Genomic DNA, 26,570 nt, shown 5'->3' on the forward strand with positions numbered 1-26,570 from the left:
GCGGCATCGCTGAGCCGAACGGCTCCGGGTCGCGTCACACCGCCCCGATAAGGCCCGCTCCTCCTAATATCCGGTGAATCGACCGATATTCCGAGGAGCCCCATGTCCCGCGCGCACCGCTCCACCGCCGTGTCCGCCTGGGTGATCGCCTCCGCCTTGGCCCTCACGGCGATGTCCCCGGCTCCCCGGCCCGGGCCGGCCGGATCCGCCGCATCCGCCGCATCCGCCGGGCCCGTCGGGCGGGGTGAGTCGGCCGCGCAGGCCGAGGCGGAGGCGGCCGAGGCGTCGGTGATCGGTGCGGACCACGCCCGGGCGCACGCCCGCCTGCGCGAGGCGGCCGAGGGCACCGCGGGCTATCCGCAGACCAAGCGCACGGCGAGCCTGTCCGGGCTCCGCGCCTCCCAGACGCAGCTCAACGCGGATTTCCCGGCAGCCCGGTTCGGCCGGTTCACCGAGTTCTTCCCCTCCCCCGACTTCGGCGTCCACGTGGCCCAGCTGCCCACGGGCAAGGTGCTGCTCTTCTCCTTCGAGCGCACGGAGGAGGACCCCACCAAGGAGACCGGGCCGACCAACACCGTCGGCCGGACCAACGCGGGCCGCGCCTACCTGTGGGATCCGGCCAGGGGGACCGGCCCGCGCGCCTTCAAGAAGGTCGCGCCCCCCGTGGTGCTGATGCCCGACGGCACCTACGCCCCGCGCCCGGCCCCCTTCTTCTGCGCCGGGCACGCCTTCCTCCCCAACGGCATGGTCGGCGTCTTCGGCGGCAACGTGGGCGGCAAGGGCGGCAGCGGCGCGAAGCTGTCCTTCGTGTTCGACCCGTGGACCGAGACCTGGTTCCGCAACCGGGACATGTCCGTGGGCCGCTGGTACCCCTCGGTCGTCACGGGCGCGGACGGCCGGCAGATCATCATGTCCGGCCAGTCCGAGCGGGGGACGGGCACCCCCACCCCGGTGGTGGAGCGCTTCCCCGCGCTGCGCCACCCCGTGCCCCGGCGGGCCTTCGACATCCCGGTGGGCCTCGCCTCGCAGCGACTGCGCTCCGACGCGCCCTTCCGCAACGACTACCCGCACCTGTTCTCGCTGCGGGACGGGATGGTCTACGGGCTGGGCCGGGACGCCGACCAGCAGTGGCTGTTCGACCCGGTGAAGGACGTGCGCAGCGACCTGCCCCGGCGACCCGCCGACTTCCGCGGCTACGGCTCCGCAGTCCCGCTGCCGGCGGGGTTCCGGGGGCCGGACTCCGTCCTGGTGCTCGGCGGCGACCCGCGCGACCCGCACACCTACCGGCTGTCGGGCGGCCGGTGGACCACCGAGGAGCCGCGCGCCTTCGGGCGTACGCAGGACAACACCCTGATCCTGCCCGACGGCTCCCTGCTGACGGTCAACGGGGCGCTGGACACCCGGGACTACGGAAACGGGCCCTTCAATCCGAGGGCCGACCTGAAGTACCGGCAGATCGAGCTGCGCGACGCCCGCGGCCACTGGCGGCTCGGCCCGGCCCAGCGGCTGCCGCGCGGTTACCACTCCAACGCCCTGATCCTGCCCGACGGGCGGATGCTGGTCACCGGGGACGAGCTCCAGCAGATCGCCAACGATCCGGACATGCGGGACGGAATGGACGGCAGCATCGAGCTCTACGAGCCCGCATACCTGCACCGGGGCCCCCGGCCCGCCCTGGACCGGGCCCCGGTGGGCGAGCTCGGCCACGACACGGTCTTCGAGGTCTCCAGTTCGACGCCGAAGGACGTGGCGCGGGCCGTGCTGCTGGCGCCGACGACCGTCACCCACTCGGTGAACACCAGCCAGCGCCATCTGGAGCTGCGGCTCACCGGCGTACGGGGCACGACGATCGGGCTGCGGACCCCGCCGACGGCCGCCGACGCGCCCCCCGGCTACTACATGCTGTTCCTGCTCGACGCGAAGGGCGTCCCCAGCACGGCGAAGTGGGTGAAGCTGGGGTTGCGTTGACCGTCCCGGCGGGGAGCCGGTGCGCGCGACGGACGGCACGTCGCGGGCGGTGGCCGGTTCGCCGCGGGCGGTGGCCGGTTCCCCGCCGGGCTGCCGGTGACGAGCGCCGCCCGGCCGCGCGGCGCGGGGGCCGGTCCGAGCGGGACGTCGGCCCGCCGGGGCGTCCGCTATCGTGCCTGCGGTGAAGCTCATACCCCCACCCGTCGTCCGGCGTACGTCCACGGCGCCGGCCACCGCATCCGGTGCCCGGCTCGGCTGGCTCGACGCGCTCCGCGGCATCGCCGCCCTGGTCGTGGCGATGCACCACTTCGACGTGCTGAGGATGCTGCCCTTCGGGGGCGCGGTCTGGCGGAACTTCGACATGGGGCTGTTCGGCGTCATGCTGTTCTTCATCGTCAGCGGCTACATCATCCCGGCTTCCCTGGAGCGCAGGGGCGACGTGCGCGGCTTCTGGATCGGCCGGATCTTCCGGATCTACCCGGCCCTGATCGCCGCCTTCGTCCTGTCGATCCTGATGCTGCCGGCCGGGGACGGCTCCGTGGCGCTGCTGCGCACCGGGGACGACCTGGCCTCGCTGGTGGCGAACGGCATGATGCTCCAGGACCTGCTCGGTGTCATCAACGGCATGAACGTCACCTGGACGCTCTGCTACGAGATGGTCTTCTACTTCCTGGTCACCGCCCTGTTCACCCGTGGCCTGCACCGGCACAGCGCGCCGATCGCGGTGGCGCTGGCCGGTACGGCCCTGGCGGTCGGCACGGCCGTCGGCACCCAGCTCGTCAGCGCGGAGCTCGGCTCGACCCGCCGGCTCCTGCTGATCGTGACGCCGCTCGTGCTCGCGGGCCTCGCCGGTGTGCTCAGCGGCCGCCGCGTGCCGACCGGAGCGGGCGCCCTGCTGCTGGCCGGAGTGGGCCTGTTCCTGATCACGCTCAACAGCCGGGCCCCTGCCTTCGAGACCTGGATGATCTTCGCGACCATGTTCGCGGGCACGGTCGTCTACCGGGCTCAGCACGGGCAGCTCGCCCGGGTGCCGGCGCTGCTCACCTGCGGTTTCGTCGTCGCCGCCGGCGTGCTCGTCGGTTGGCTGTACAACCACGGCGAGGCGCTGGAGCGGACGTGGTCCGCGGGCTGGAGGGCCTGGTCGATCGCCTACCTCGCCGCGTGGGCGTTCTTCGGCGTCGGCTTCCTCCTGCGCGGACGCCGCTTCCCGAAGGCGCTGACCTGGCTCGGCGCGATCAGCTTCTCGGTGTACCTGCTGCACATCCCGCTGCTGCGCACCGTCGAGCCGCTGCTGGGCATTCCGCCGCAGCCGTCCTCGGTGCTCGGCCGGATCGCCTGGACGGCCGTCTTCCTCGGGGTGGTGCTGGCCGTCAGCCACCTGATGTACCGGCTGGTCGAGATGCCGATGCAGCGGCTGGGCCGGCGGGTGCAGAAGGCGGCGGACCGCCGGTGGCCCTCCGCCGCCCGCCCGGCGCCCGCCGCGGCGGCTCCCACCGAGGCCGGCCGCGCCGAGGGTGCTCCCTCCGAGGCCGTCGGCGCCCTGTCCGGCCCGCCCCGGTCACGGCCGTAGGTCCTGTCGTCGAAGTGCGCCGGTCGGGCCCGCGGCGTCCGGTGCCGTGCATCGCACGGCGCAGGGGCGCCCGCGTACTGGACGTACTCGGGCGCCCCGACAACGCGGCGAGGTGCGGCGCCGGGCGCCGCGGGCCAGCCGGGGCTTTGAGGACAGGGCCTAGCCGAACCGCACCACCGCGGCGCGGCCGGAAGTCCGGAGCAGGCCGGCGCACGGGCCCTCGGCGAGGACCGCGTCGTGGGGGGCCAGGTCGACGGACGGGCTCCCGGGAGCGTCGAGCGTCGCCCGGCCCGTCAGGGCGACGACCAGCAGGGTCTCCCCCGCGGGGGCGCCGAGGCGGAGGCGGCCCCGTACGACGGCGGTGTCCGCCGGTGCGGCACCCCGGCGGTACATCACGTTGAAGTTCACCACCGGGCCGTCGAGGAGCCGGCAGTGCGTCGGTTCGTCCCCGGCGAAGTCCTGGGGCGCGAACCGTTCGTCCACCAGGCGGGGCGTGCCCGCCACGGTGAGGTCCATGCCCGCCCCTTCGGCCAGGGTGAGGGTGCGGTCGACGCCGGGGAAGGCGGAGAACGGTCCGTCGGCGGCGACCTCGGCGAGGCTCACCCGCCAGACGAAGTCCCCGCCTCCGGCGCCCTCGGGGCGTGCGGCGATCTCGCGGGTGACTCCGCCGCCGTTCTTCCAGGGGGTGGCTGTGCGGTCGGCCGCCCGCAGCACGCGCATGGCCCCGGTTCCGCCCGGGCCCCCGCTCACGCCGCAGGCCCGGCGAGCCGCTCGCGCAGCTCCGCCTCATCCGCGAGGAACCAGGTCTGCGTCCCGCGGTTGCACTCGCGGACGAAGTCGCGCAGTGCCGCACTGCTCTGCGTGTGGCGGGAGATGTCGCCGAGGACGACGATCCCGACGCGGTACTGGACGAACTTCTGGATGATCTCGCCGGCCACGCGGGTGCTCAGCCGGAAGAACGCCTCGTCGAGGCGCTCGGCGGGTATGACGACCCACCGGGCGCCCTGGTAGCCGGCGTCGCCGATGCAGTCGAGGGCCTCGCGTTCACCGGCGATGACCTCCCCTTCGGCCTCGCACACCAGCACGGACACGTCGTTGATCGTCTGCAGGCTGCTCATGGGGGTCGAGGCTACGTCAGGCGTCCTTCTCCAGGGTGGGGCGCAGGCGCTCCAACAGCGCGTAGAGCGTGGCGCTCTCGGCCTCGTCGAGGGTGTCGAGGGCCCCGTGGGTCGCCTGCATCTCCTCGCGGACGCGGCGGATCACCTCGCGCCCGGCATCCGTGGCGATGACGTTCTTGACCCGGCGGTCGGCGGGGGCCGGTTCGCGGCGCACCAGCCCGCGGGCCTCCAGTCGGTCGACGATGCCCGTCACGTTCGAGGCGTCGCAGACCAGCAGCTTGGCGAGGCCGCGCATCGGCACCGGGCCGTCGAGTTGGGCGAGCACCCTGGCCTGCGTGGACGTCAGGCCGTGGTGGGCGGCGGCCGCCGCGAAGTCGCGCCACTGGGCCGTGCCGATGGCGGCGAGCAGCTCCAGCAGCTGGAGCTTGGCGGGGGCTGCGTGCGGAGCGGTTGCGCTCTTACCGGACATGACTCGAGCCTACCCGGAATGGTTGACATTATCAATTGTTTACTTGACCACCTTAACTATCCCCGTCTACGGTCGACCGAGTTACTTGATGAAGTCAAACATCCGCGTCCTGAAGCTCTGAAGCCCGAAGAAGGTCCTTGCCAGCCATGAGCACCCCCTCCCCCGCCGCCGCACCGGCCGCCGAGCGCCGGAACGAGACGGTCATCGTCTTCGCCCTGAGCCTCGCCGCCATGGTCGTGTCGATGATGCAGACCCTGCCGGTCCCGATCCTCGGCCTGATCCGCACCGACCTCGGCACCTCCACCGCCGGCGTGAGCTGGGTGACCACCGCCACCCTGCTGTCGGCGGCCGTCTTCACCCCGCTGCTGGGCCGCTTCGGCGACCAGCACGGCAAGAAGCCGACCCTGGTGGCCGTGCTCGGCGTCATGGTCGCCGGTTCTGTCATCGCCGCGCTCGCGACCTCGCTGCCGCTGCTGATCCTGGGCCGGGTGCTCCAGGGGGCAGCCACCGCGATCTTCCCGCTGGCCCTCTCCGTCCTGCGCGAGGAGGTCCGGCCGCAGAAACTGCCCGGCGCGATGGCCCTGGTCAGCGGCACGCTCGCGTTCGGCAGCGGCCTGGCGCTCGTCGCGACCGGGCTGCTCACCTCGGGTGCCGACGCCGACTACCGCAACGCCTTCTGGATGGCGACCGGCTTCGCGGTCCTCGCCCTGCTCGCCGTGCTCCTGCTGGTCCCCGCGACCCGCCACAAGACCGGCGGCCGCACCGACTTCCTGGGCGCCCTGACCCTCGGCGCCGCCCTGCTGCTGCTCCTGCTGCCGATCTCCCAGGGCCACGAATGGGGGTGGGGCTCCGCGCGTACGCTCGGCGGTTTCGCGGGTGCGGCCGTCATGACGGCCGTGTGGGTCCTGGTCGAGCGAAAGGTCGACGAGCCGCTCGTCGACATGCGGATGTTCGTCCACCGCCCGGTGCTCATGGCCAACCTCGCCGGCATCCTCGTCGGCTTCGGCATGTTCGCGAACTTCCTGGGCGTCTCCTACCTCGTCCAGATGCCCGAGGCCCTCGCCGGCTACGGCTTCGACGCCTCGATCCTGCGCGCCTCCGTGCAGTTCCTGCTGCCCGGCGCGATCGTGTCGCTGCTCGCCTCGCCCGTCGGCGGCCGGCTCGTCCACCACCGCGGACCGCGCGCCGCCCTGGGCCTGGCCGCCGCGCTCGGCGCAGTCGGCTTCGGCTGGCTCGCCCTGGACCACCAGCACACGGCCTCGGTGATCGGCGCCGGGCTCGTCGTGGGTGCGGCCGTCAGCTTCGGCTACGCGGCCATGCCGGCCGTCATCATGGCCAGCGTCCCGCACCACCAGAGCGGTATCGCCAACGGCATCAACTCGATCTCCCGCTCCACGGGCAGCGCGATCGGCAGCGCCGTCGTGACCACGATCCTGGCCTCGCTGACCCTCGACCACCTGCCCCCGGGTGCACCGGCACTGCCCGCCGAGTCCGCCTTCACCCTCACCTTCGGCATCGGGGCCGCCGCCTTCGCGCTGGTGGCCGTGATCAGCCGGTTCGGCCTGCGCGGCGGACGGACGACGGTGACCCCGCCCGCGACGGCGACCCCGGCCCCGGCCGTGACCCCGACCGGGGCCGTGACCGCGCCCGTCGCCTCAGTCGCGGCCGCTGCCGACCCGGGTCGGCAGGACGTGCAGCGGAACGAGAAGGCGGAAGCCGCCGTCTGAGGCGCGTGTCGCCGGCCCCGGCGGCCCGTCGTGCCTTGCATGGTGGGTGCATGAAGGCTACGGACGTCATCGCCGACGGCTTCGGACGCATCCGGGAGATCGTGCACGAGACCGTCGAGGACCTCCCGGCGGACCGGCTCAACGCCCGCGTCGATCCGGCGGCCAACTCGATCACCTGGCTCGTCTGGCACCTCACCCGGATCCAGGACGACCACGTGGCGCAGGCCGCCGGCCTGGAGCAGGTCTGGCAGGCCGGCGGCTGGGCGGCCCGGTTCGCCCTGTCCCTGCCGGTGGGGTCGACCGGCTACGGTCACACCGCCCGGCAGGCCGGATCGGTCGAGGCCCACTCCGCCGAGCTGCTGCTCGGGTACTTCGACGCGGTCCACGAGCAGAGCGTCCGCTTCGTCCGGGGGCTCGGCGCGGCCGACCTCGACCGGGTGGTGGACGAGCGCTGGGACCCGCCGGTCACCCTGGGCGTGCGCCTGGTCAGCGTGCTGGCGGACGACCTGCAGCACGCCGGCCAGGCCGCCTTCGTACGGGGCCTGCTGGAGCGGCGCTGACCCGGTGAGCCAGGGGGCTCACCCGATCGGAGTCGCCCGCAAGGCGGTACCCCGGCGGGTGCGGCAGCCTCGTGGCACGGGAGGTGCACGATGGAACCGCGCGTCAAAGGGTTCGTCCAGTCGTACAACCGCGAGCGCGGGTACGGCTTCATCCTCCCGCTCGGCGAGACGGAGCCCGTCTTCGTCGAGCGGCAGGACATAGAGCACGATCCGCAGGTCCTGACCGAAGAGCAGCAGGTCACCTTCACCATCGAGCTGGGTCGGGGCCGGATGTCGGCCCGCCACGTCAGACCCTGACGCCCCTCGCCCGATCGCCTCGGCCCGTCACCCCCGGAAGGCGGGCGTGCGCTCCGGCGATGCTTCGGCGAGCGCCCTGGTGACTCCCCCGACGCCTTCGCGGAGCCCGTAGACGGGGGTGTCCGGCTGCTGGCGCCAGGAGTCGTCGAGGCCGCCCGCGTCGACGGTGTCGAAACCGAGCTGGTCGATGAGGGCGCGCACGGTCCTCTTCGCCGCCTCGTCGTCGCCCGCGACGGGCAGCGCGATCCGCTCGGGGTGGCCCGCCGGGCGGTGCCGGTCGAGGATGTCCTGCGCGAAGGTGCCGTTGAACGCCTTGACCACGGGGTGGCCGAGCTGCCGCTCGGTCCAGCGGCTCTCGGTCAGGCCCTCGTCCTCGACACCGGCGATCCGGCCGTCGCGCTGCCGGGGATAGTAGTTGCCGGTGTCGATCACGGCGAAGCCCTCGGCGGCCCCGTCGAACAGGCCGGAGGGCAGGTCGGGCACCTTTCCGAAGGGGATGCTGACCACGACGACTTCGGCGCCGCGGGCCGCTTCGGTGACGGTGACGGGGGTGGCGCCGGTCTCCTCGGCGAGGTCCTTCAGGCTCTGCGGTCCGCGCGAGTTCGCCACGGACACGTCGTGTCCGAGGGCCGTCAGGCGGCGGGTGAGGTTGCCGCCGATGTTTCCCGCGCCGATGATGCCGATCTTCATGAGCTCTCCAGTGCGTGGGGATCAGGTCTCGCACTGGTGACGAACTCCTCACGGCGCCGCGGCATTCCGCCGCGGCGACCGGTTCCGCGGACGGGTGAGGGCGAGCCGGAGGGCCGGGGGCCCGCCATCGGGTCCCCGGCCCTCCTCCGCCGTGCGCCGGGGAGGCGGCCGCCGGAAGTCACCGGGGCCCCGGCACGGCCTCAGGCTCCGCTGGCCTCGAGCATCTCGTCGCGCTCGACGATCTTCACGCGCTCGCGGCCCTGCGGCTCGCCGAGCGCCTTCTCGGCGGCGTCCAGCCGGTGCCAGCCCTCCCACGTGGTGTAGCGGACGGCGCGCTCGGCGAGGAATGCCTCGACGGCCTCCGGCGCGGGCGCGGCCGGGGTGAGCAGGCGGCCGCCCGCGTGGTCGGCCAGCAGGTTGGCGACGGTCTCGTTGGCGTCGCCCTTGGTGTGGCCGATCAGGCCGACCGGACCCCGTCGGATCCACCCCGTCACGTACGTGGACGGCAGGTGGCCGCCGGCCTCCATGACCCGGCCGCCCTCGTCCGGGACGGTGCCCGACTCCACGTCCCACGGGAGCTTGGGCAGCTCGTCGGAGAGGTAGCCGACGGCGCGGTAGACGGACTGGACGTCCCAGTCGGTGAACCGTCCGGTGCCCTTGACGTTGCCGGTGCCGTCGAGCTCGGTGCGCTCGGTGCGCAGGCCGACCACCTTGCCGTCCTCACCGAGCACCTCGGTGGGCGACTCGAAGAAGTGCAGGAACAGCTTGTGCGGGCGGTCGCCGATGTCGCGGATGGCCCAGTTCTCCAGGGTCTTGGCGACCATGTCGGCCTGCTTGTTGGCCCGGCGGGTCGCGATCGAGCCCTCGTCGTAGTCGATGTCCTCGGGGTTAACGATGACCTCGATGGTGGGCGAGTGGTCCAGCTCGCGCAGTTCCATGGGGCTGAACTTCGCCTGCGCCGGGCCGCGGCGGCCGAAGACGTGCACCTCGAGGGCCTTGTTCGCCTTGAGGCCGTCGTAGACGTTCGGCGGGATCTCGGTCGGCAGCAGTTCGTCGGCCGTCTTGGCGAGGATCCGCGCGACGTCGAGCGCGACGTTGCCGACACCGAGTACGGCCACCTTCTCGGCCTCCAGCGGCCAAGTGCGCGGGACGTCGGGGTGGCCGTCGTACCAGGAGACGAAGTCGGCGGCGCCGTAGGAACCGTCGAGGTCGACCCCGGGGATGGTCAGGGCGCGGTCCGCGGTCGCGCCAGTGGAGAAGATCACTGCGTCGTAGAAGGAGTGCAGCTCGTCCAGGCTGATGTCGTTCGGGTAGTCGACGTTCCCGAAGAGGCGGACCTGCGGCTTGTCGAGCACCTGGTGCAGGGCGGTGATGATGCCCTTGATGCGCGGGTGGTCGGGGGCCACCCCGTAGCGGATCAGACCGAAGGGGGCGGGCATCCGCTCGAACAGGTCTATGGACACACCCGGCTGCGCCGCGGCCTCGGACTTCAGGAGCGCGTCGGCGGCATAGATCCCGGCGGGGCCGGCACCGACGATTGCTACCCGCAGAGGTCGAGGCATGACAGGGGTTCCCTTCGAACGACGGCGCGTGGATCACGCGTGATCAAGGGAACCCTAAACTAAGGCAATCCTAACCCAGCACCCGGTATCGCCTTATGCCCCCATCAGCACAGCTTATGGCTTCCCCAAGGAACCCTTGGGTCCATCCCAGGGCGGCGGCTCCGCTTCCTCCCGGAACCCGCTGGTCAGCGCGGACGGCACCTGACAGACTGGATCCGCTTGATCACCCCAGGAGGACACATGGCAGACGAAGCAGAGACCCCGCAGGACGAATCGCCGGCCGAGGAGGCCAAGCGCAAGTTCCGGGAGGCGCTGGAGCGCAACGCCGCGAACGCCCACTCCCAGCAGGCGCACCAGTCCCGCGCGAAGGTCCAGGGCGTCAGCAGCGGCCCCGGCGGCAAGAACAAGAAGGTCCGCCGCAAGACCGGCTGACCCTCGCACGCGAGGAGCTCAGTCTCGCCGTCACGGGCGGCGGGACCGGGCCGCGCCGTCCCCGTCGCCGTTGGGCCACCCGGGTGAGTGGGGATAACCCGGGGCGCCGAAAGCAGTTGATCAGCCCGTCCCGCCGAGGGCGACCATCTCATGCGACCGTGCGACCGGAGGATCCCCCACGTTCAAGAAGTTCATGACCACCGCCGCGGTCACCGCCTCCGTCCTGGGAGCGGGCGCCGCCGTCGCCACCCCGGCGATGGCCATCGGCAACGACAACGGCGTCAACACCGTCAACGGCAACGGCGAGGCGCAGATCTACGGCAACCAGGAGACCCGGGGTGCGCTGAGCCCGCAGGCGAGCCTGGTCCAGGGCACCGCCAACAAGCTCTGCATCGGACTGCCGGCCAAGGTCAACGCCCAGTCGATCCTCGCCCTGGTCAACGTCGGCGTCCAGGACATCAACGTCCTGTCGAACCCGATGAACCAGCAGTGCGCCGAGAACTCCACCCAGGCGAAGGGCGACGAGTCGCTCTCCCACCTCGTGGACAACATCCCGGTCCTCTCCGGCAACCTCTCCGCCGGCAGCTGACCTTCTCTCCCTCCGGTTCCGCGCCGGCGTGGCATGCCACGCCGGCGCGTTTTCGTTTGGTCTAGACCTTGACAGGTTCAGACCATTTCGGTTCAGTGGGCACACTGCTGCCGCCTCCACGGCAACTCCCCCCACTGAAGGAGCAGTTACGTGATACGTGCGCTTCGTCGCCGTGCCCTCACCCTGGCCGCCGCCGCGACCGCCACGGCAGGTCTCGGTCTCGCCCTCCTCCTCCCCACCTCCCCCGCCGCCGCGGCGGCCCCGTGCGCCACCGCCTGGACTTCTTCCGCCGTCTACACCGGCGGCGCGAGCGCCTCCCACAACGGGCGCAACTGGCAGGCGAAGTGGTGGACTCAGGGCGAGACGCCGGGGACCACCGGCCAGTGGGGCGTCTGGGCCGACCAGGGCGCCTGCGGCGGTGGCGGCGGCCAGGAGCCGGATCCGGGCAATCCGTCCGGATTCGTGGTGTCCGAGGCCCAGTTCAACCAGATGTTCCCGAACCGCAACCCCTTCTACACCTACAACGGCCTGGTCGCGGCCCTCTCGGCCTACCCCGGCTTCGCGCAGACCGGCGACGACACGGTCAAGCGGCGCGAGGCGGCCGCCTTCCTCGCGAACGTCTCGCACGAGACCGGCGGACTGGTCCACATCGTCGAGCAGAACCAGGCCAACTACCCCCACTACTGCGACGCGAGCCAGCCGTACGGCTGCCCGGCCGGCCAGGCCGCCTACTACGGGCGCGGCCCCATCCAACTGAGCTGGAACTTCAACTACAAGGCAGCCGGCGACGCCCTCGGCATCAACCTCCTCGGCGACCCGTACCTCGTCGAACGCGACCCGGCGATCGCCATGAAGACCGCCCTGTGGTACTGGAACACCCAGAACGGCCCCGGCACGATGACCGCCCACGCGGCCATGGTGAACGGAGCGGGCTTCGGCGAGACCATCCGCTCCATCAACGGCGCGCTGGAGTGCAACGGCGGCAACCCCGCCCAGGTCCAGAGCCGGATCTCCAAGTACCAGAGCTTCACCCAGCTGCTCGGCGTCACCCCGGGCGGCAACCTGAGCTGCTGACCGGCTCCCGCCGCGCCGCACGCCCCGCGCCCCCGCGCCACTCTTTCTAGTGCGGAGGGCGCGGGGCGCCGGCCAGTGCGGTGGCGAGCTGGGCCCTGGAGCGGACGTCGAGCTTCTGGTAGATGCGGGTCAACCGCGCCTCCACCGTCTTGACGCTGAGGAACAGCTTGGCCGCGGCCTCCTGGTTGCTGGCCCCCTGGCTGACGAGCAGCGCGAGGCGGGTCTCGGCCTCGGTCAGCGCGGCGGCCGCCGTCTCCGTACGGCCGCCCTCCGCGGCCGGCTCCCGCGCGAGTTCGGACCACGGAGTGGCTCCGGCCCGCTCGAACACCTCGGCCGCCGCGAGCAGTGCGACACGGGCGGGTGCGCGCCGCCGGCGGCGGCGCTCCACGCGGGCCAGCGCGAGCAGGGTGCGGCCGCGCTCCAACGGCAGCCGCAGGGTGTCGAACCGCTGCGCGGTGGCCTCGAGGAGCGCGACGGCGGCGTCCGCCTCGCCCTGTGCGGACAGGCACAGCCCGCGGGCCCGGTCGAGTCCGGCGACGACTCCGGTGCGGCCGAGGCCGCGGGCCACGGGGCGTACGGAGTCGAGCAGCCGGGCGGCCTCCTCGGTCGCGTCGGCGGCGACCAGCGCCTCGGCCAGTTCCCCGTGCCAGCGCAGGATCGAGGGGTCCACCACCTTCTGGGCGGCTTCGAGCTCGGCGACCCGGCGCAGGGTGGCCACGGCCTTCGACGCGTCCCCGGTGGCCAGTTCGACCAGGCCGAGAGCGTGCAGGCTGCGGGAGAGGAAGACCTGGTCGTGCTCCTCGTGCGAGGCCTGGATGCCCCGCCGGGCGTATCCGGCGGCCCGGGCGAAGCTGCCGCCGCTCGCCTCGGCCATCGCGGCGACGTACCAGGCGGGACCGGGCGAGAGACCCGCCTCTATCGTCAGCTCCAGGGCCTGGCGGGCCCGCGCGGAGGCCGCCGTGCAGCGGCCGCTGCGCAGTTCCACTTCGGTGAGGCTGCGCAGGACCTCGAAGACGTCCTCCGCGGAGCCGGTGGCCTGGACGGCGGGCAGCAGGACCATCAACTGCTTGCGGGCGTCGTCCAGCCGGTCGTCGAACAGCGCGTGCCGTACGGCGAGGTACTGGGGTGCGTTGCGCATGCCGAGCGGCACCTCGGGGGCGGGCAGGGCGAGGGCCTCGGCCAGGATGGTCTCGGCTCCCGGGTCCCCGAGGATGCGGCCCATGCGGGCCCGCACGGTCAGCGCCATGGCCTCGGCGACCTGGTCGCCGCCGAGTGCGGCGAGGGCGCCGGCCCGCGCGGCGGCGTCGCGGGAGCGGACCGGGTCGCCGTCGCTGAGGTTGTGCTTCCAGGCGATGCGCAGCTGGACGGCGGCCTCCAGGGAGGGGTCCCCGGCGGCGTCGGCCATGGCGCAGGCGAAGGTCTCGTCGAGGGCGCCCAGGGCCTGCCCGGCGGCGTCGATGACGGCCAGCCGGGCCCGGACCCGGCTGGCGGGCGAGGCGTCACGGGCCAGGACCGCCCTGGTGGCGCGGCGCGCGAGGTCGGCGCGGCCGGCCCAGCCGGCGTCCTCGGCGGCGTTGACGAGCCGGGCCAGTTCCTCCCCGGGCAGGTGGGAGGGCGTGCGCTCGGCGGCGAGCAGGCCCAGCTCGGCGGCGAGGGCCCGCTGGCCGCGGCGGCGGCAGACGGCGGCGGCCTCGGTGATCTCCTCGGCGAGCCGCTGGTCGGGGGTGTCCACGGCCAGCGCGCGGTGGCGTACGGCCTGGACGGGGTCGTCGACGGCCTCGGCCAGCGCGGCGTGCCCGGCGGAGCGCTCGGGCCAGCCCGCGTCGGCCGCGAGCGCGGTGGGCAGGGCCCCGGCGGTGAACTCCACGCTGCCGTCCTCTCCCACCCTGACCAAAGCGGCCCGTTCCGCTTCGGCCAGCTCGGCCTCGGCGTCGGGGCGCCCGGCCCGGCGCAGCAGGGCGGTGGTGGGGCGCGCGGCGAGCGCGGCGAGCAGCAGGGTGCGCCGGGCCCGGGCGGGGGCCTCGGCGAGGAGTCGGCGGGCCACTTCGCGGGCCTGTCCGGAGACGGGCAGGGTGTCGGCGTGGTGGGCGCTGCCGTCGCGGGCCCCGGCGGCCTCGGCGAGGGAGTGGCCGAGGGCGAGGGCGAGGCGGGGGTTTCCGCCGCTGGCCTGGTGGATGCGGCCGGCGAGGCGGGCGGGCAGGCCGTGGCGGACCAGGAGTTCGGCGATCTCGTCGGCGCCCAGCGGGGGCACCCGGAGGGCGGGGACGCCGGCGCCGCAGAGGGATTCACCGACCGGTGAACCGCCCTGGACGCATTCGGCGACCAGGACGCGGACCAGGGGCGGGGTCAGGCGCAGGGCGAAGCGGAGCAGGTCGGTGCTCTCGGCGTCGAGCCACTGGGCGTTGTCGAGGACGAGGAGCACCGGGTGGCGGGCGGCGAGCGTACGCAGGACCTCCAGGACGGCGAGGCGCAGCGCGACGTGGTCGCGGCCGGCGCGGGGGGCGTCGGTCTCGCGGCGCAGGAGGGCGATGGCGGTGCGCTGGGGCCCGGAGAGCCGTTCGAGGGCGGCGGCGGGCACGGTGGCCAGGAGGGCCGCCGCGGAGGCTTCGGGTATCCACTGGTCGGCGGCCTCGGGGGCGAGGCGCAGCACCGTCTCGCCGCGGGCTTCGGCGGCGGCCGCGACAGCGCGCACCACCTCGGTCTTGCCCGCGCCCGCGGGGCCGGTGAGCAGGGCGCGGCCGTGCGAGTGCAGCGCCCGGCCGACCGCTTCGACCAGTTCGTCCTGTCCGACGCTCGTGTCAGCGTTCCCCGTCGCCGCCACCACGCACAGCCACCAGCCTCTCGGTCCCCAGTTCCTGTGCCATTCCTGTGAGACGCGACAATACGAGGTCGGATGCCGGGTGGACACGGATTGTGACGCAGAAATCAGGCCGCCGACCGGAAAAGCCCGCGGACCCGCCGATACGTGGGTATCGGCGGGTCCGCGGCGTGGTGCTTGGTCCGTACTATCGGCCCGTCAGGCCGGGTTGGCGGCCGGATCCGGAGCTGATCAGAAGGTCAGGCTCCAGAAGTCGATCTTGCCGGTGTCGCCGCCGGCGTTGTCGTTGACGCGCAGCTTCCAGGTGCCGTTCGCGACCTCGGAGGAGGCGTTGACGGTGTAGGTCTGGTTGATGTTGTCCGTGCCCGCGCCGGTCCGGTTGTGCAGGGTGTAGGCGGTGCCGTCGGGGGCGATCAGGTCGACCTTCAGGTCACCGATGTAGCTGTGCACGATGTTCACGGCCACCTTGAGCGTGGCCGGGGCGTTGCCGGTCTTGCCGGTGACGGTGATCGGGCTCTCCACGGTGGCGTTGTCACCGATGGTGTAGTCCGTGCCGTTCTCCAGGCCGACGGGCGTGGTGGTCACGGCGTTGATCGTCGCGGCCGCGTCGGCGAGGCCGGTGCCGCAGCCGCCGGAGCAGACGCCCGCCAGCGGGCGGGTGTTGTTCTTGATCGCGGCCTCGATCTGGGCCGGGGTCAGCGAGGGCTTGGCGGCCTTGGCGAGCGCGGCCAGGCCGGCGACGTGCGGGGCGGCCATGCTGGTGCCCTGGTAGGGCTTGTAGTTCTCGGCGCCGGGGGTGGTGGTGCCCGCGTTCAGCGTCGAGAGGATGCCGTTCTCGGGGGTGGTGACGGTGCCGGGGGTGTCGGTGCCGCGGCGGGTCTCACCGCCGGGGGCGGCGACGTCGATGCTCGCGCCGTAGTTGGAGTAGAAGGAGCGGTCGCCGGTGCGGTTGCTGGCGGCCACGTTGATCACGTTGTTGCAGCTGGCGGGCGTGAAGCCGGCCGCGTCGCTGTTGCTGTTGCCGGCGGCGACCACGACGGTCGAGCCGCGGCCGACGGCGCCGTTGATGGCGTTCTGGTAGGTGGCGCTGCAGGCGCCGGAGCCGCCGAGGCTCATGTTGATGACCTTGGCGGGGGTGGCGTTCGCCGGGACGCCGGCGACGGTGCCGCCGGAGGCCCAGGTGATGGCGTCGGCGATGTCGGCGGTCGTGCCGCCGCACTTGCCGAGCACCCGCACGGGCTGGATTTTGGCGCCGTAGGCGATGCCCGCGATGCCCTTGGTGTTGTTGGTGGCCGCGGCGATGGTGCCCGCCACGTGGGTGCCGTGCCAGGAGGAGCCGCCGGCCTTGGAGCCCACTCCGCACTCGTTGTCGGTGGCGTTCCAGTCGCCCTCGTCGGCGGCGTTGGCGTCACGGCCGCCGCCGTCGCGGGCGTACGTGGCGTTGCTGATGAAGTCGTAGCCGGCGACCACGTTCGGGGCGATGTCCGAGTGGGCGACGTAACCGGTGTCGATCACGGCCACGGTCACGCCGGCGCCGGTGGTCTTGTCCCAGGCGGCGGGGACGTTCATGCCGGCGGTGGGCTCGAAGAGGTCCCACTGCTTGGTGTACTCGGTGTCGTTCGGGGTGGCCATCGCGTAGGCGCGGGCGTCGACCTCGACGTAGGCGACGTCCGGGTCGGCGCGGAACTGGTCCATCACCTTGGCGGCGTCGGCGGGCGCGGTGGCCGAGCCGAGGTTGACCAGGGCCGCTCCGGTGCCGAGACGGCGGTCGAACTTGGCCTTCTTGCCGGCCTTCTTGCCCTTGGCCGCGGCGTCGTCGGCGGCGGCGGTGTTGGAACTGGCCTCGGAGGCGGAGGTCTTGTATCCGACGATGAGGTTCTCGACCGGGGTGGTGGCGGCGGCCGCGGCGGCCGACGCGGCCGGGACGTCGGCGGCGACGGCCACGGAGGCGGTGGCGGAGCCGGCGAGCAGGGTGACGGACATCGCCACCACGGATATGAGCCTGCGTCTCGATGCGTGCACGAAGTTCCCTTTCGCGGGCCGATTCCGGGCAGGCCGGAGCGGCCGGTCGGTGCAGTGTGGGAGGTGGCCGGCGGCCGCGGGACCGGAGCGAGCTGGTCGAACTCGCCCCGGCCGCCGCCGCGCGCCACGTTGCCCCCGCCTCGACGGTGGGGCGGGACAACGGCGGTACCGGAGATTCCCCCTGGTGGGACGGCATCATGCCATGTGGGGTTGGCGTGTGGGCCGTCGGGTCAGGGGCAGATCACCGATGGGCAGACAGTAGGCAACGCCGGAATGAACTCGATACGGGGAAAACCCTTGTCGACCCCCTGCCGGCCCCCGCGCCGCGACCGCGAGCCGGTCCTCAGGAGGCGGGCCCGCCCGCGTCGTCCGCCGTGTCGTCCGCCGTGTCGTCCGCCGTGTCGTCCGGCGTCTCGCGCGGCGGGAACAGCTTGCGGTAGTACGTCCAGCTGGTCTCGTTCGGTTCGGTCCACGTGTCCGGGGCCCGGGCGAATTCAGGGTGCTGGGCGGCGATGTGGGCGCGGGTGCGCTCGGGGACCTCGGCGTAGGAGCCGAGTTTGCGGCCGCGGCAGTGGAAGGTGAGCCCGCCGGGGCGCTGCCCCTGTTCCATCCAGGGCAGCCAGGGTGACATCCGGGTCCACGCCATCGTGGCGGGGACGCTCGGCGCCTCGGTGGTCAGCACGGTGGCGGGCGCGAAGAACTGGAAGAGCTCCAGGGCCCGGTAGGTGTCGTCGGCCGAGTGGGCCGGGTACTGGGCGACGGGCAGCGGGGAGGGGTAGGCCAGCGGGATCTCCAGGCTGAAGCAGACCTGGTCGCCCAACTCGGTCACGGGGACCGGGTAGGGCCGCAGCCTCTGGTTGGCCGGGTCGTTCCACACGTGCACCACGGGCCGGCCCTGCCAGGTCCGCAGGATCTCCCCGGTCTGCGGGTCCAGGTAGAAGGCGGCTTCCCTGGACAGCAGCCGGAAGCCGCCCGTCTCCTCGTCCTCCACGAGCCGCGCGACGTTGACGCCCTCGAAACCGAAGAGCCGCCGGTACGGCTCGCCCGGACCCCAGGCGTGGACGTCGCCCGTCCACCAGAAGGCCACCTCGGCGCCGTCGAGTGAGGCCCGCGTGCGGGCGAGGGCGCGCAAGCGCTCGGCGGGCGTCATCGTCTCCGCTGTCATGGGCCGTACTCTGCGCGGTCGCCACCCGGACCGGCAAGCGGGTCCCCGGCCACGCGGCGGCCGACGCGCCGCCGGTGGCCGACGCGGTGCGGACCTCCACCTCTGCGCGGACCGCGCAGTGACGCACGTCACGTGAACCGGCCCGGCGCTGCCGGCGTGTTCCGACCGCACCGGTAAGCCAGGAAGACGGAGAGGGTGAGATGGCCGGACCACTGTGGCCCCGCACTCGGCGGGGCTCGACCGATGAGGCACTGATCCGGTCGGTCTACGAGGAGCACGGCCATGCCCTGCTCGCGTACGCCACCCGGCTGACCGGGGACCGGGCCGCCGCCGAGGACGTCGTCCAGGAGACCCTGATCCGCGCCTGGCGGCACTGCGAGGTGCTGGTCAACGGGAAGGGCTCGGTGCGCGGCTGGCTGCTCACGGTCGCCCGCAACATCATCACCGACCGCTACCGGGCCAGGGCCGCACGGCCCCCGGAGGTGTCCGGGGTCGCGGCCGCTCCCCCGGTGGAGGAGGACCACGCCGATTCCGTCGTGGACACGATGACCGTGCTCGGGGCGCTCGACCGGCTCTCGCCGGAACACCGGGACGTCCTGCGGGAGCTGTACTACCGCCAGCTCAGCGTCGCCGAGGCCGCCGACCGGCTCGGCATCCCGGCGGGTACCGTCAAATCGCGGTCGCACTACGCGCTCAAGGCGCTGCGCGACGTCTTCCGCGACGACGCCGGCGGGGGCGGCGCATCTTCCGGACGAGGCGAACGGCCGGGCAGGCCGCCCCGGCAGCCCGGCGGACTGCGTGAGGTGGTGGCATGAACCGGCAGCGGCACATGGAGGAGGAGCTGCTCGGCCCCTACGTGCTCGGCGTCCTGGACGGCGCGGAGGTCCACCGGGTCGAGGAACACGTCATGGGGTGTGTGCGGTGCCGGGAGGAGGTGACCGCCTTGCGCGACATCGAGGCGGCGCTGGGCGAGGTGCCCGAGGAGGCGTTCCTCGACGGACCGCCGCAGGGCGGCGACCTGCTGCTCCAGCGCACCCTGCGCCAGATGCGGGGCGAACGGGCCGGTCAGCGGCGCCGGCGGGCGGCAATCGCGGGACTGGCCGCGGCGGCGGCCCTGGCCACCGTGTTCTGGGCCGGTGCGCAGCTGGGCGGCGGTGATCGGGGGGCGGTCGCGCTGCCCCGGCCCTCCCCGACGGTGTCGACGGTCCCCTCGCCGCCCCCGCCCGGGACCACGCTCGCCTCGGCGACGGATCCGGGCACCGGCGCGCGGATGACCGTGCGGATGACCCCCGCCGGCCAGTGGGTACGGGTGCACGCGGCGGTCACCGGGGTGCCACCCGGCGAGCGGTGCCGGCTCGTCGTGGTCGCCGCGGACGGCACGCGCACCATCGCGGGCGGCTGGGTGGTCGGGCGGCAGAGCGGCGAGGGCAAGGGCGCGTCGCTGGACGGCTCGGCCGCCGTGGACCCGGCGGAGGTGACGGCGGTCCTGGTGGAGAACGAGGCGGGCAGGACGTTCGTGTCCGTACCGGTGTGACCCGGCGGCCCCGGCCGCCGGGGCCCGAACCACCCGCCAACCCGGACTGATCGCCATATTGCGGTTCATGACATCCTGTGGCGTCACAACTCGCCGGACGGGATCGGCGGACGTCCGGGGAATATGGGGAAAGTCCATGAGGCTCTGCTTCCTGGTGGAGGAGCACTACCGCCACGACGGCATGCCGAACGAGGTGATCCGCCGGCTGACCGCGTGGGGCCACCGGGTCGACGTGGTGCGACCCGGCGGCTCGCTGCTGTGCATGACCGAGGCGGTGGGCGCGGGTTCGTACGACGCCTGGGTGCTCAAGACGGTCTCCGGCGGGCCCGGCCTGACCCTGCTGGAAGCCGCGGCCGCGGCCGGCCTGACCACGGTCAACGACGCCCGCTCGATCCGCGGGGTGCGGGACAAGGCGCTGGCCGCGGCCATCGGCCGGGCCCGCGGGCTGCCCCTGCCACCGACCTACGCCGCTGCCCGCCCCGACCTGCTGAGGGAGGTCCCGGCGGCCGAGTACCCCCTCGTGGTCAAGCCGGCCGACGGCAGCTCCGGACGGGCCGTGCACCTGGTGCCCTCGCCGGAGCGTCTGGAGGCGCTCCTCCCCGCCCTGGCGGGCGAGGGGCTGCTCATCGCCCAGCCGTACGTGCCCAACTCGGGCATCGACATCAAGGTGTACGCGGTCGGGGGCGAGCTGTTCGCGACCGAGCGGTGCTCCCCGCTGCACCCCGACCCCGCGGTGCGCGAACGCCGCGTGCCGCTGCCGCCCGAGGTCGCGGCGATCGCCGCGCAGGTGGGGGTGGTGTACGGGCTCGACCTGTACGGCGTGGACGTGCTGCTGGGGCCGGACGGGCCGGTGGTCGTGGACGTGAACGACTTTCCGAGCTTCCGTCAGGTCCCGGACGCGGTCGAGCGGGTGGCCCGGGCCGTGCTGGACCTGGCGCGCAGGGGCGGCTCGGGCGGCTTCCCGTCGGCGCCGGCCGGCTCGTACCCCCGGCCGCTGTCGATCCCGGCTCAGCTCTCGGTGGGCACGCGGGAGGGCGCGTGAGGATCGGACTGATCACTCCCGAGCCGGGTCATCCGCTGCTGGCGGCCACCGCGGCCCTGCTGGCGTCCGCACACGTCGTCGAGGCGGTCGACCCGGGCTCGGGCGGGGAGGTCCGCGGACCGGCGGCCGACGTCTACCTGCTGAAGTCGCGCACCGCACCGGCCCTGGAACTCGCCCGGCAGCTGGAAGCCCGGGGCGCCGCGGTCGTCAACACCCCGGCCGCGACCGCCCTGTGCCAGGACCGTACGGCGATGGCGGAGCTCGCCCTGCGGGCCGGGCTGCCGTTCGCCGCGACCCGGACCGTCGGCCCGCTCGCCGCCTGGGCGGCGAGCGGTGAGCCGCTGCCCGGCCCCGTGGTGGTCAAGAGCCGGCACAGCCGCCGGGGTGATCTGGTGGCCCGCGTGGACGACACCGCCGGGCTGCGCGCGCTGGCGGCGCGGTGGCCGGGGGAACCGGTGGTGGTGCAGGACTTCGCGCCCAACAGCGGCTGGGACCACAAGCTGTGGGCGATCGGGGAGCGGGTCTTCGCGGCCGCGCGCCGCTCCGAGCTGTCACCGGGCGGACGCGGGCCCGACGTGCCGCTGGCACCGGCCGAACTGCCCGCCGGATGGGCCGACCTGGTGCGGGCCGCGGGCGCCGCCTTCGCGCTGGACGTGTACGGCGTGGACATCATCGACGCCGGCGGCGGGAATCCGCTGATCGTGGATGTCAACGCCTTCCCGGGGATCCGCGGGCAGTCGGGCGCTCCGGAGGCCCTGGCGGCCCTGGCCGTGCGCCGGGCAGCGGCGTCCGGGGGCGGGAGGTCCGGGGGCATGGCGTCCGGGAGTGTCGCGGCCCGCTGAGGGGTGCGGGATGGGGCGGATGCGGGCCGGGTGCCTGGGCGCCCCGGGGGACGCGGGCGTCGGCGTGGCGCTGGGCGTGTTGCTGTACGAAGAGCACCTGCGGGCCCGCTGGTGGCCGCTGCCGCAGCTGTTCGGCCTGGCCCTGATCTGCGCGAGCGTGCTCGCCTTGGCCCGGGCGCCCCTTCCGGAGCAGGCGGGGCGGGAGACGGTCTGACCGCTTCTCGTCCGACCGCTTCTAGCCGGGGTCGCCCGCCGCGACCAGTCCCGTCTCGTACGCGGCGATCACCGCCTGGGCGCGGTCGCGGACCGAGAGTTTGGCGAAGAGGGCGGTGATGTGGTTCTTCACGGTGGACACGCTGAGGTCCATGGCCCGGGCCATCTCCGCGTTGTCCAGGCCCGTGGCCATCAGCCGCCACACCTCCCGCTCGCGCGGGGTAAGGGCGCCCAGAGCCGCCGCGGGCGGCTCCGGTCGGCGTGGGGCCAGGACGTAGGCGGAGATCAGCCGGGTCAGCAAGCGGGGCGCGACCGCGGCCTCGCCGGCGTGCACCACCCGCACCGCCGCGACCAGTTCCTCCGGGGAGATGTCCTTGGGCAGGAAGCCGTAGGCCCCGGCGCGCAGCGCCGCCACCACGTACTCGTCCATGTCGAACGTGCTCAGGGCCAGCACCCGGCACCCGGGGAGCGTCCGCGCGAGCCGTTCGGTCGCGCCGACGCCGTCCAGCACCGGCATGCGGATGTCCATGACCACGACGTCGGGCCGCAGCCGGTGCGCGAGGTCCACCGCCTCCTCGCCGTCACCGGCCTCGCCCACCACCTCGAACGCCGGGTCGGGGGCGAGGATCAGGGCCAGGCCGCGCCGCACCAGCGGCTGGTCGTCCGCGATGAGCACCCGGATCGCCTGCGTCTCCGGTTCCCCTACGGATGGTCCGCTCATCGCCGGTCCGCTCATCGCCGTGCCCTTCATCGCCGGTCCGCTCAGCGCCGGATCGCTCATCGCCGAGCCCCTTCCGCGGCCTCGAGCGGCAGCCGGGCCGCCACCCGGAACCCACCCCCGTCGAGCGGTCCGGCCTCCAGTGTGCCGCCGTGCAGGGCGACCCGTTCCCTCATGCCCAGTAGACCGTAGCCGGACCCCGCCGGTGCGGCGGTCGTCCCGGGCCCGTCGTCCGACACCTCCACGACGAGCCCGTGCGTCCCGTACGTCAGCCGTACGCAAGCCCGCGCGCGGCCCGCGTACTTGCGCGCGTTCGTCAGGGCCTCCTGGACGATGCGGAACACGGTCAGGCCCACGCTCGGCGGCAGGGGGCGCTCCGCGCCCCGCACGTGCAGTTCGACGGGCAGCCCGGCCCGGCACGTCTCGCCGACGATACGGGCCAGGTCCCCCACCCCGGGCTGCGGGGCGGTGGGCGGCTCCTCGGCCTCGTCTCCTGCCCGCAGCACGTCCAGCAGCTGGCGCATCTCGCTCAACGCCATCCGTCCCGACCCCTCCAGGGTGACCAGGGCCTCGCGGGCCACCTCGGGGTCGCTCGCCAGGTTGGCCCGGGCACCGCCGGCCATCAGCTGCATGGTGGTGATGTGGTGGGCGACGATGTCGTGCAACTCCCTTGCGATGCGGCGCCGTTCCTCGGCCACCGCGCGGTCGGCGAGCAGGATGCGGTGGGCTTCGTTCTCGCGGTGCCGGCGGTTCACCGCGGCGGCGGTCACGAGGACGAACAGCGGGTTGGCCACGCTGCCGACCACGTCCACGGGACCCGCCTGGGCCCACCGCCCCAGCAGCGGCAAGACCGCGCAGGCGACCGCCGCCCCCGCCACGACCGCCGCGCTCCGGGAGCGGGCGACCGTGTAGAGCGCGACGACGGCCGTCGCCGTGAAGTGCTGCCCCACCGGCACACTCAGGTTCAGGGCGAGGTCGAACAGCAGCACCACCGCGAGCGTGGACAGCGGGGCGCGCCGCCGGGCCAGCAGCGGCAGTGCGGCCACGAGGAGCAGCACGCAGCCGGCCGGCGGGACGTACCCGTGGTCGACCTGGCTACCGAGCGAGAAGCTGAGCAGGTCGGCGACGGCCGCTCCGACGGTGACCAGCGCGTCGTTGCGCGTCCAGGAGGTCCAGGGCGCCCGCGGTGTCACGGGGGGCCGGGGTGCGCCCGGTGTCCGAGGTGTCTCCGGTGTCCGGGGTGTGCCCGGTGTGCCCGGTGTGCCCGGTGTGCCCGGTGTGCCCGGTGTGCGGGGCGTCTCCGGTGTCCGGGGGGTCGCGGACGTCCGCGGCGCTCGGGGTGTCCGGGGCATCCAGGGCATCCGCGGCGCCCGGGGCATTCCGGGCGTCCAGTGCGTCCACGGCATCCGCGGCGGTCGGGGCGCGCGCGGCGCACGCTCGGCACGCCGCGGTCCAGGGGAGCCGGCGCGTCGGCTTCCCCGTGCGGTGGCTTCCTTCGGCATGGTGTGGTCCTCCCCCGCGGCCGCCCCCGCCGACCGCCGGTGCGCACGACCGGCTGTCGTCTCGTGATCCATTCTGGCACCGCTCCGCGACCCCGCTCCGGGCCCGGGGGCCGATTCCGGCCTGGGACCAGGGTCCCGGGTGGCGCTCCGGCCCGGCCCCCGCTCCCGGGTCCCGTCTCGTCCCGCGCTCGGACGATTCGCCCGCTTCCCGCTGATGAGCTGGAGATCGGCCGGGAGACCCCGGCGTACCGAACGATGCCGAAGGACGACCACGTGATCCGCGCCTTGACCGGGTTCTCCACCCGAAGCCCCTGGAAGGTGATCGCCGTCTGGGCGGTGCTGGGCATCTTCCTGACCGTGCTCAGCCAGCCGCTCGTCTACCGGGTGACCGAGACCCAGAGCGGCGCGTTCCTGCCCGCGCAGTACGACTCGGCCGCAGCGCTGAAGATCGCCGAGGACAAGTTCGGGGTGAAGGCGGACGGCAACGCGGTGACCGTGCTGGTCGCCCGCGCCGACGGCGGGCCCCTCACCGAGGCCGACGAGCGGCGCGTCGCCGCCGTCGCCGGGGAACTGGGCAGCAGGCGCGTGGAGATGCCCGCCCCGAAGGAGGAGGACCCGCCCGCCTTCCTGAGCGAGGACCACGCGCAGACCCCCACCGTCAGCCCTGCGATGACCGCGCCGGACCGCAGCTTCGGACTGCTCTCCGTCCGGCTGACCGGGAACTCCATGGACCCCGGCCTCCAGCGCGTCTACCGCGCGTTCCACGACCGGGCCGAGGAGGCGTTCGAGGAGGCCGGGATGCGCACCGGGTTCACCGGCGGCCTGGCCGACCTCACCGATACCGCCGACGCCGAGAAGACCACCCAGACCGTCGTCGGCATCGCCATGGTCGGACTGATCGTGCTCATCCACATCCTGGTGTTCCGCAGCGTCTTGGCTGCTTTCGTACCGCTGCTGGCGGTGGTGGTCGTCGGTGGCGCGGCGGCGGGCACGGTGATCGGCGGCGCGATGCTCAGCGGGATCAGGCTGGACCCCTCGACCCCGAGCATGATCAGCGTCGTACTGATCGGCATCGGCGTCGACTACTTCCTCTTCCTCCTCTTCCGCTTCCGCGAACAGCTGCGCTCCCGGCCGGAGCAGCCGGTCCGCGAGGCGGCGGCCGAGGTCAGCGCCCGGGTCGGCACGGCCGTCACCTCGGCCGCCCTGACCATCGTGGCCGCGTTCGCCACCCTCGCGATCGCGACCTTCGGGCAGTTCCGCGTCCTCGGGCCGGCCATCGCCGTCTCCGTACTGGTCATGCTGCTGGCCGCCCTCACCCTGATGCCGGCGCTGCTCGCGGCCACCGGGCGCCGGATGTTCTGGCCCTCGCGCGCCCTCGGTCGGCAGCCCGCCGAGGGGGCGGCCGCTCGGCTCGGGGCTCTGGTCGCCCGCCGTCCGCTGTCCCTCGTCCTCGCCTCGGTCGCCCTGCTGGGGGCCCTCGCGGCGGGACTGGCCGGCATCCGGATGGACTTCGGCCAGGGCGGCGGACACGCCGACACCCCGGCCGCGGTCACCGCCGCCGAGATCTCCCGGGCCCTGCCCGCCGGGGTGTCCGACCCCGCCACGGTCTACGTCACGGCGCAGGACGGCGGCACCCTCACCGCCGAGGGGATCGAGGCCCTGCCGCGGGCCCTCGGCGCGGTCGACGGCGTCGGCAGGGTCGGCGCGACCACCCTCAACGAGGACCGCACGGCGGCCCGTTTCGACCTCTACCTCACTCCCGGCCCCCAGACCGAGCAGGCCCGAGCCCTGGTCTCGGGGCCCGTCCGCGAGACGATCGCCGGCGCCGTCCCGGCAGGGGCCGAGGCTCATGTCGGGGGGACAGCCGCGATCTTCGCCGACATCTCCACCGCCGTCGACCACGACCTGAGGATCGTCTTCCCGGTCGCCGCGGTGCTGATCGCGCTGATCCTGTTCGTCCTGCTGCGCAGCCTGCTGGCCCCAGCGATCCTCATGATCGCCGTCGTCCTGGGCTTCGCCGCCACCCTCGGCGCCTCGGCGCTCCTCTTCCAGCACGTGCTCGACGAACCGGGCGTCAACTTCGTCCTCCCGCTGGTGCTGTTCCTCTTCGTCGTCGCCCTCGGCACCGACTACAACATCCTGATCAGCGACCGGATACGCGAGGAGATGGAACGCCCCGGACCGGCCCGCGCGGCCGTCGCCCGGGCCGTACGGCACACCGCGCCCGCGATCGCCACGGCGGGCATCGTCCTGGCGGCCTCCTTCGGCAGCCTCGCCGTCAACACGAACCCCTCCACCCGCCAGATCGGCTTCGCAACGGCGCTCGGCATCATGCTCTCGGCGTTCGTCCTGTCCATCGTCCTGGTGCCCGCACTCGCCGCGATCCTGGGCCGTGCCACGTGGTGGCCCCTCCGCCCGACCCCGACCCGCGGCGCCCACCACCAGCCCGTACCCCGAGCCCCGCACCCCGACCAGGCCCACGCCCACTCCCGCACCCCCGAACCCGACCGCGCCGACGACCGCCTCTCCGTCGACTAGGACGCACCCGGCCGACAATCGGTCCCGTTCAAGCACGCGGACGGCAGCATTCGCCGCCCCCGAGAGCCCCGGGACATCGCGGTACCGAGCCCAAGGCCCTCCCGAGGTGTGTCTCCGCGG

General features: G+C 73.7%; 24 protein-coding genes. 14 read left to right on the forward strand and 10 right to left on the reverse strand.

Translation table 11 applies throughout. From position 1 onward, the window contains the following. Positions 1-102 precede the first annotated feature (102 nt). Both AC07FY_RS14935 and AC07FY_RS14940 read left to right on the forward strand, forming a co-directional pair. Positions 103-1,968 carry a galactose oxidase-like domain-containing protein gene (locus tag AC07FY_RS14935; RefSeq protein ID WP_479005605.1) on the forward strand — a complete coding sequence of 622 codons (1,866 nt, stop codon included), beginning with the start codon at positions 103-105 and terminating at the stop codon, positions 1,966-1,968. Positions 1,969-2,149: 181 nt separating this feature from the next. After that, a complete protein-coding gene (locus AC07FY_RS14940; protein WP_479005607.1) occupies positions 2,150-3,538 on the forward strand; it encodes an acyltransferase family protein in 1,389 nt (462 codons plus the stop codon). Between the two features lie 159 nt (positions 3,539-3,697). Here AC07FY_RS14940 and AC07FY_RS14945 read toward each other — a convergent pair whose 3' ends face one another. From AC07FY_RS14945 to AC07FY_RS14955, 3 genes are read right to left on the reverse strand one after another with little or no spacing between them, the layout of a single operon-like run. Further along, on the reverse strand, positions 3,698-4,258 hold the full coding sequence (locus tag AC07FY_RS14945) for a HutD/Ves family protein (protein ID WP_479005610.1): 561 nt from the start codon (positions 4,256-4,258) through the stop codon (positions 3,698-3,700). Between the two features lie 26 nt (positions 4,259-4,284). Beyond that, positions 4,285-4,656 carry a DUF4180 domain-containing protein gene (locus AC07FY_RS14950; RefSeq protein WP_479005613.1) on the reverse strand — a complete coding sequence of 124 codons (372 nt, stop codon included), beginning with the start codon at positions 4,654-4,656 and terminating at the stop codon, positions 4,285-4,287. A 16-nt stretch (positions 4,657-4,672) separates the two neighbouring features. Then, entirely contained in the window at positions 4,673-5,125 is a 453-nt protein-coding gene (locus AC07FY_RS14955) for a MarR family winged helix-turn-helix transcriptional regulator (RefSeq protein ID WP_479005614.1), read from the reverse strand. 146 nt (positions 5,126-5,271) lie between these two features. On the opposite strand from AC07FY_RS14955, the gene AC07FY_RS14960 reads away from it, so the two are divergent. The 3 genes from AC07FY_RS14960 to AC07FY_RS14970 all read left to right on the forward strand — a co-directional run bounded on the left by AC07FY_RS14960 (position 5,272) and on the right by AC07FY_RS14970 (position 7,709). Next, positions 5,272-6,852, forward strand: coding sequence for an MFS transporter (locus AC07FY_RS14960; RefSeq protein WP_479005617.1), 1,581 nt, complete (start codon positions 5,272-5,274; stop codon positions 6,850-6,852). Between the two features lie 50 nt (positions 6,853-6,902). Further along, positions 6,903-7,412: a mycothiol transferase gene (locus AC07FY_RS14965; RefSeq protein ID WP_479005619.1), complete on the forward strand. Its 510-nt coding sequence runs from the start codon at positions 6,903-6,905 to the stop codon at positions 7,410-7,412. A gap of 90 nt (positions 7,413-7,502) precedes the next feature. Further along, positions 7,503-7,709, forward strand: a complete 207-nt coding sequence (locus AC07FY_RS14970; protein ID WP_479005622.1) for a cold-shock protein — start codon at positions 7,503-7,505, stop codon at positions 7,707-7,709. A 27-nt stretch (positions 7,710-7,736) separates the two neighbouring features. Here AC07FY_RS14970 and AC07FY_RS14975 read toward each other — a convergent pair whose 3' ends face one another. Both AC07FY_RS14975 and AC07FY_RS14980 read right to left on the reverse strand, forming a co-directional pair. Then, positions 7,737-8,399: an NADPH-dependent F420 reductase gene (locus AC07FY_RS14975; RefSeq protein ID WP_479005625.1), complete on the reverse strand. Its 663-nt coding sequence runs from the start codon at positions 8,397-8,399 to the stop codon at positions 7,737-7,739. Positions 8,400-8,599: 200 nt separating this feature from the next. Continuing rightward, positions 8,600-9,961, reverse strand: coding sequence for an FAD-dependent oxidoreductase (locus AC07FY_RS14980; RefSeq protein ID WP_479005628.1), 1,362 nt, complete (start codon positions 9,959-9,961; stop codon positions 8,600-8,602). Between the two features lie 240 nt (positions 9,962-10,201). On the opposite strand from AC07FY_RS14980, the gene AC07FY_RS14985 reads away from it, so the two are divergent. The 3 genes from AC07FY_RS14985 (at position 10,202) to AC07FY_RS14995 (ending at position 12,056) form a co-directional block, all read left to right on the forward strand. Next, a complete protein-coding gene (locus AC07FY_RS14985; protein ID WP_479005631.1) occupies positions 10,202-10,393 on the forward strand; it encodes a DUF5302 domain-containing protein in 192 nt (63 codons plus the stop codon). 193 nt (positions 10,394-10,586) lie between these two features. Continuing rightward, positions 10,587-10,982: a rodlin gene (locus tag AC07FY_RS14990; protein WP_479005634.1), complete on the forward strand. Its 396-nt coding sequence runs from the start codon at positions 10,587-10,589 to the stop codon at positions 10,980-10,982. Between the two features lie 150 nt (positions 10,983-11,132). After that, positions 11,133-12,056, forward strand: a complete 924-nt coding sequence (locus tag AC07FY_RS14995) for a glycoside hydrolase family 19 protein (protein WP_479005636.1) — start codon at positions 11,133-11,135, stop codon at positions 12,054-12,056. Between the two features lie 46 nt (positions 12,057-12,102). On the opposite strand, the gene AC07FY_RS15000 is transcribed toward AC07FY_RS14995, so the two are convergent. The 3 genes from AC07FY_RS15000 to AC07FY_RS15010 form a co-directional block, all read right to left on the reverse strand. Then, on the reverse strand, positions 12,103-14,880 hold the full coding sequence (locus tag AC07FY_RS15000) for a helix-turn-helix transcriptional regulator (RefSeq protein ID WP_479005639.1): 2,778 nt from the start codon (positions 14,878-14,880) through the stop codon (positions 12,103-12,105). A 225-nt stretch (positions 14,881-15,105) separates the two neighbouring features. Beyond that, a complete protein-coding gene (locus AC07FY_RS15005) occupies positions 15,106-16,857 on the reverse strand; it encodes a S8 family peptidase (RefSeq protein ID WP_479006326.1) in 1,752 nt (583 codons plus the stop codon). Positions 16,858-17,239: 382 nt separating this feature from the next. Continuing rightward, positions 17,240-18,061 carry a DUF1838 family protein gene (locus AC07FY_RS15010; RefSeq protein WP_479005642.1) on the reverse strand — a complete coding sequence of 274 codons (822 nt, stop codon included), beginning with the start codon at positions 18,059-18,061 and terminating at the stop codon, positions 17,240-17,242. 200 nt (positions 18,062-18,261) lie between these two features. Here AC07FY_RS15010 and AC07FY_RS15015 point away from each other — a divergent pair, with 200 nt between their 5' ends. From AC07FY_RS15015 to AC07FY_RS15035, 5 genes are all read left to right on the forward strand, one after another. Next, on the forward strand, positions 18,262-18,876 hold the full coding sequence (locus AC07FY_RS15015; RefSeq protein ID WP_479005644.1) for a sigma-70 family RNA polymerase sigma factor: 615 nt from the start codon (positions 18,262-18,264) through the stop codon (positions 18,874-18,876). Next, a complete protein-coding gene (locus AC07FY_RS15020; RefSeq protein ID WP_479005647.1) occupies positions 18,873-19,595 on the forward strand; it encodes a zf-HC2 domain-containing protein in 723 nt (240 codons plus the stop codon). Before AC07FY_RS15015 ends, AC07FY_RS15020 begins: the two co-directional genes overlap by 4 nt. Positions 19,596-19,731: 136 nt before the next feature. Then, complete coding sequence (locus AC07FY_RS15025) at positions 19,732-20,637, forward strand: ATP-grasp domain-containing protein (protein WP_479005649.1); 906 nt, start codon at positions 19,732-19,734, stop codon at positions 20,635-20,637. After that, positions 20,634-21,479, forward strand: a complete 846-nt coding sequence (locus AC07FY_RS15030; RefSeq protein WP_479005655.1) for an ATP-grasp domain-containing protein — start codon at positions 20,634-20,636, stop codon at positions 21,477-21,479. Before AC07FY_RS15025 ends, AC07FY_RS15030 begins: the two co-directional genes overlap by 4 nt. Positions 21,480-21,489: 10 nt before the next feature. Continuing rightward, positions 21,490-21,693, forward strand: a complete 204-nt coding sequence (locus tag AC07FY_RS15035; protein WP_479005658.1) for a hypothetical protein — start codon at positions 21,490-21,492, stop codon at positions 21,691-21,693. A gap of 21 nt (positions 21,694-21,714) precedes the next feature. On the opposite strand, the gene AC07FY_RS15040 is transcribed toward AC07FY_RS15035, so the two are convergent. Both AC07FY_RS15040 and AC07FY_RS15045 read right to left on the reverse strand, forming a co-directional pair. After that, positions 21,715-22,413, reverse strand: a complete 699-nt coding sequence (locus AC07FY_RS15040; RefSeq protein ID WP_479006329.1) for a response regulator — start codon at positions 22,411-22,413, stop codon at positions 21,715-21,717. Positions 22,414-22,469: 56 nt separating this feature from the next. Next, positions 22,470-23,603, reverse strand: coding sequence for a sensor histidine kinase (locus tag AC07FY_RS15045; protein ID WP_479005661.1), 1,134 nt, complete (start codon positions 23,601-23,603; stop codon positions 22,470-22,472). Positions 23,604-24,185: 582 nt separating this feature from the next. Here AC07FY_RS15045 and AC07FY_RS15050 point away from each other — a divergent pair. Continuing rightward, the gene (locus AC07FY_RS15050) at positions 24,186-26,450 is read left to right on the forward strand and encodes an MMPL family transporter (RefSeq protein WP_479005663.1); all 2,265 of its coding nucleotides are present in this window, start codon (positions 24,186-24,188) and stop codon (positions 26,448-26,450) included. Positions 26,451-26,570 lie beyond the last annotated feature (120 nt).

This window comes from Streptomyces sp. NPDC045967 (assembly GCF_056430495.1).

Excerpts from the sequence above, each read along its gene's own strand:
- AC07FY_RS14935 (WP_479005605.1), top strand. The coding sequence starts at position 103 with ATGTCCCGCGCGCACCGCTCCACCGCCGTGTCCGCCTGGGTGATCGCC.
- AC07FY_RS14945 (WP_479005610.1), bottom strand. The coding sequence starts at position 4,258 with ATGCGCGTGCTGCGGGCGGCCGACCGCACAGCCACCCCCTGGAAGAAC.
- AC07FY_RS14950 (WP_479005613.1), bottom strand. The coding sequence starts at position 4,656 with ATGAGCAGCCTGCAGACGATCAACGACGTGTCCGTGCTGGTGTGCGAG.
- AC07FY_RS14955 (WP_479005614.1), bottom strand. The coding sequence starts at position 5,125 with ATGTCCGGTAAGAGCGCAACCGCTCCGCACGCAGCCCCCGCCAAGCTC.
- AC07FY_RS14960 (WP_479005617.1), top strand. The coding sequence starts at position 5,272 with ATGAGCACCCCCTCCCCCGCCGCCGCACCGGCCGCCGAGCGCCGGAAC.
- AC07FY_RS14965 (WP_479005619.1), top strand. The coding sequence starts at position 6,903 with ATGAAGGCTACGGACGTCATCGCCGACGGCTTCGGACGCATCCGGGAG.
- AC07FY_RS14970 (WP_479005622.1), top strand. The coding sequence starts at position 7,503 with ATGGAACCGCGCGTCAAAGGGTTCGTCCAGTCGTACAACCGCGAGCGC.
- AC07FY_RS14975 (WP_479005625.1), bottom strand. The coding sequence starts at position 8,399 with ATGAAGATCGGCATCATCGGCGCGGGAAACATCGGCGGCAACCTCACC.
- AC07FY_RS14980 (WP_479005628.1), bottom strand. The coding sequence starts at position 9,961 with ATGCCTCGACCTCTGCGGGTAGCAATCGTCGGTGCCGGCCCCGCCGGG.
- AC07FY_RS14985 (WP_479005631.1), top strand. The coding sequence starts at position 10,202 with ATGGCAGACGAAGCAGAGACCCCGCAGGACGAATCGCCGGCCGAGGAG.
- AC07FY_RS14990 (WP_479005634.1), top strand. The coding sequence starts at position 10,587 with ATGACCACCGCCGCGGTCACCGCCTCCGTCCTGGGAGCGGGCGCCGCC.
- AC07FY_RS15005 (WP_479006326.1), bottom strand. The coding sequence starts at position 16,857 with ATGTCCGTCACCCTGCTCGCCGGCTCCGCCACCGCCTCCGTGGCCGTC.
- AC07FY_RS15010 (WP_479005642.1), bottom strand. The coding sequence starts at position 18,061 with ATGACAGCGGAGACGATGACGCCCGCCGAGCGCTTGCGCGCCCTCGCC.
- AC07FY_RS15015 (WP_479005644.1), top strand. The coding sequence starts at position 18,262 with ATGGCCGGACCACTGTGGCCCCGCACTCGGCGGGGCTCGACCGATGAG.
- AC07FY_RS15020 (WP_479005647.1), top strand. The coding sequence starts at position 18,873 with ATGAACCGGCAGCGGCACATGGAGGAGGAGCTGCTCGGCCCCTACGTG.
- AC07FY_RS15025 (WP_479005649.1), top strand. The coding sequence starts at position 19,732 with ATGAGGCTCTGCTTCCTGGTGGAGGAGCACTACCGCCACGACGGCATG.
- AC07FY_RS15035 (WP_479005658.1), top strand. The coding sequence starts at position 21,490 with ATGGGGCGGATGCGGGCCGGGTGCCTGGGCGCCCCGGGGGACGCGGGC.
- AC07FY_RS15040 (WP_479006329.1), bottom strand. The coding sequence starts at position 22,413 with ATGAGCGGACCATCCGTAGGGGAACCGGAGACGCAGGCGATCCGGGTG.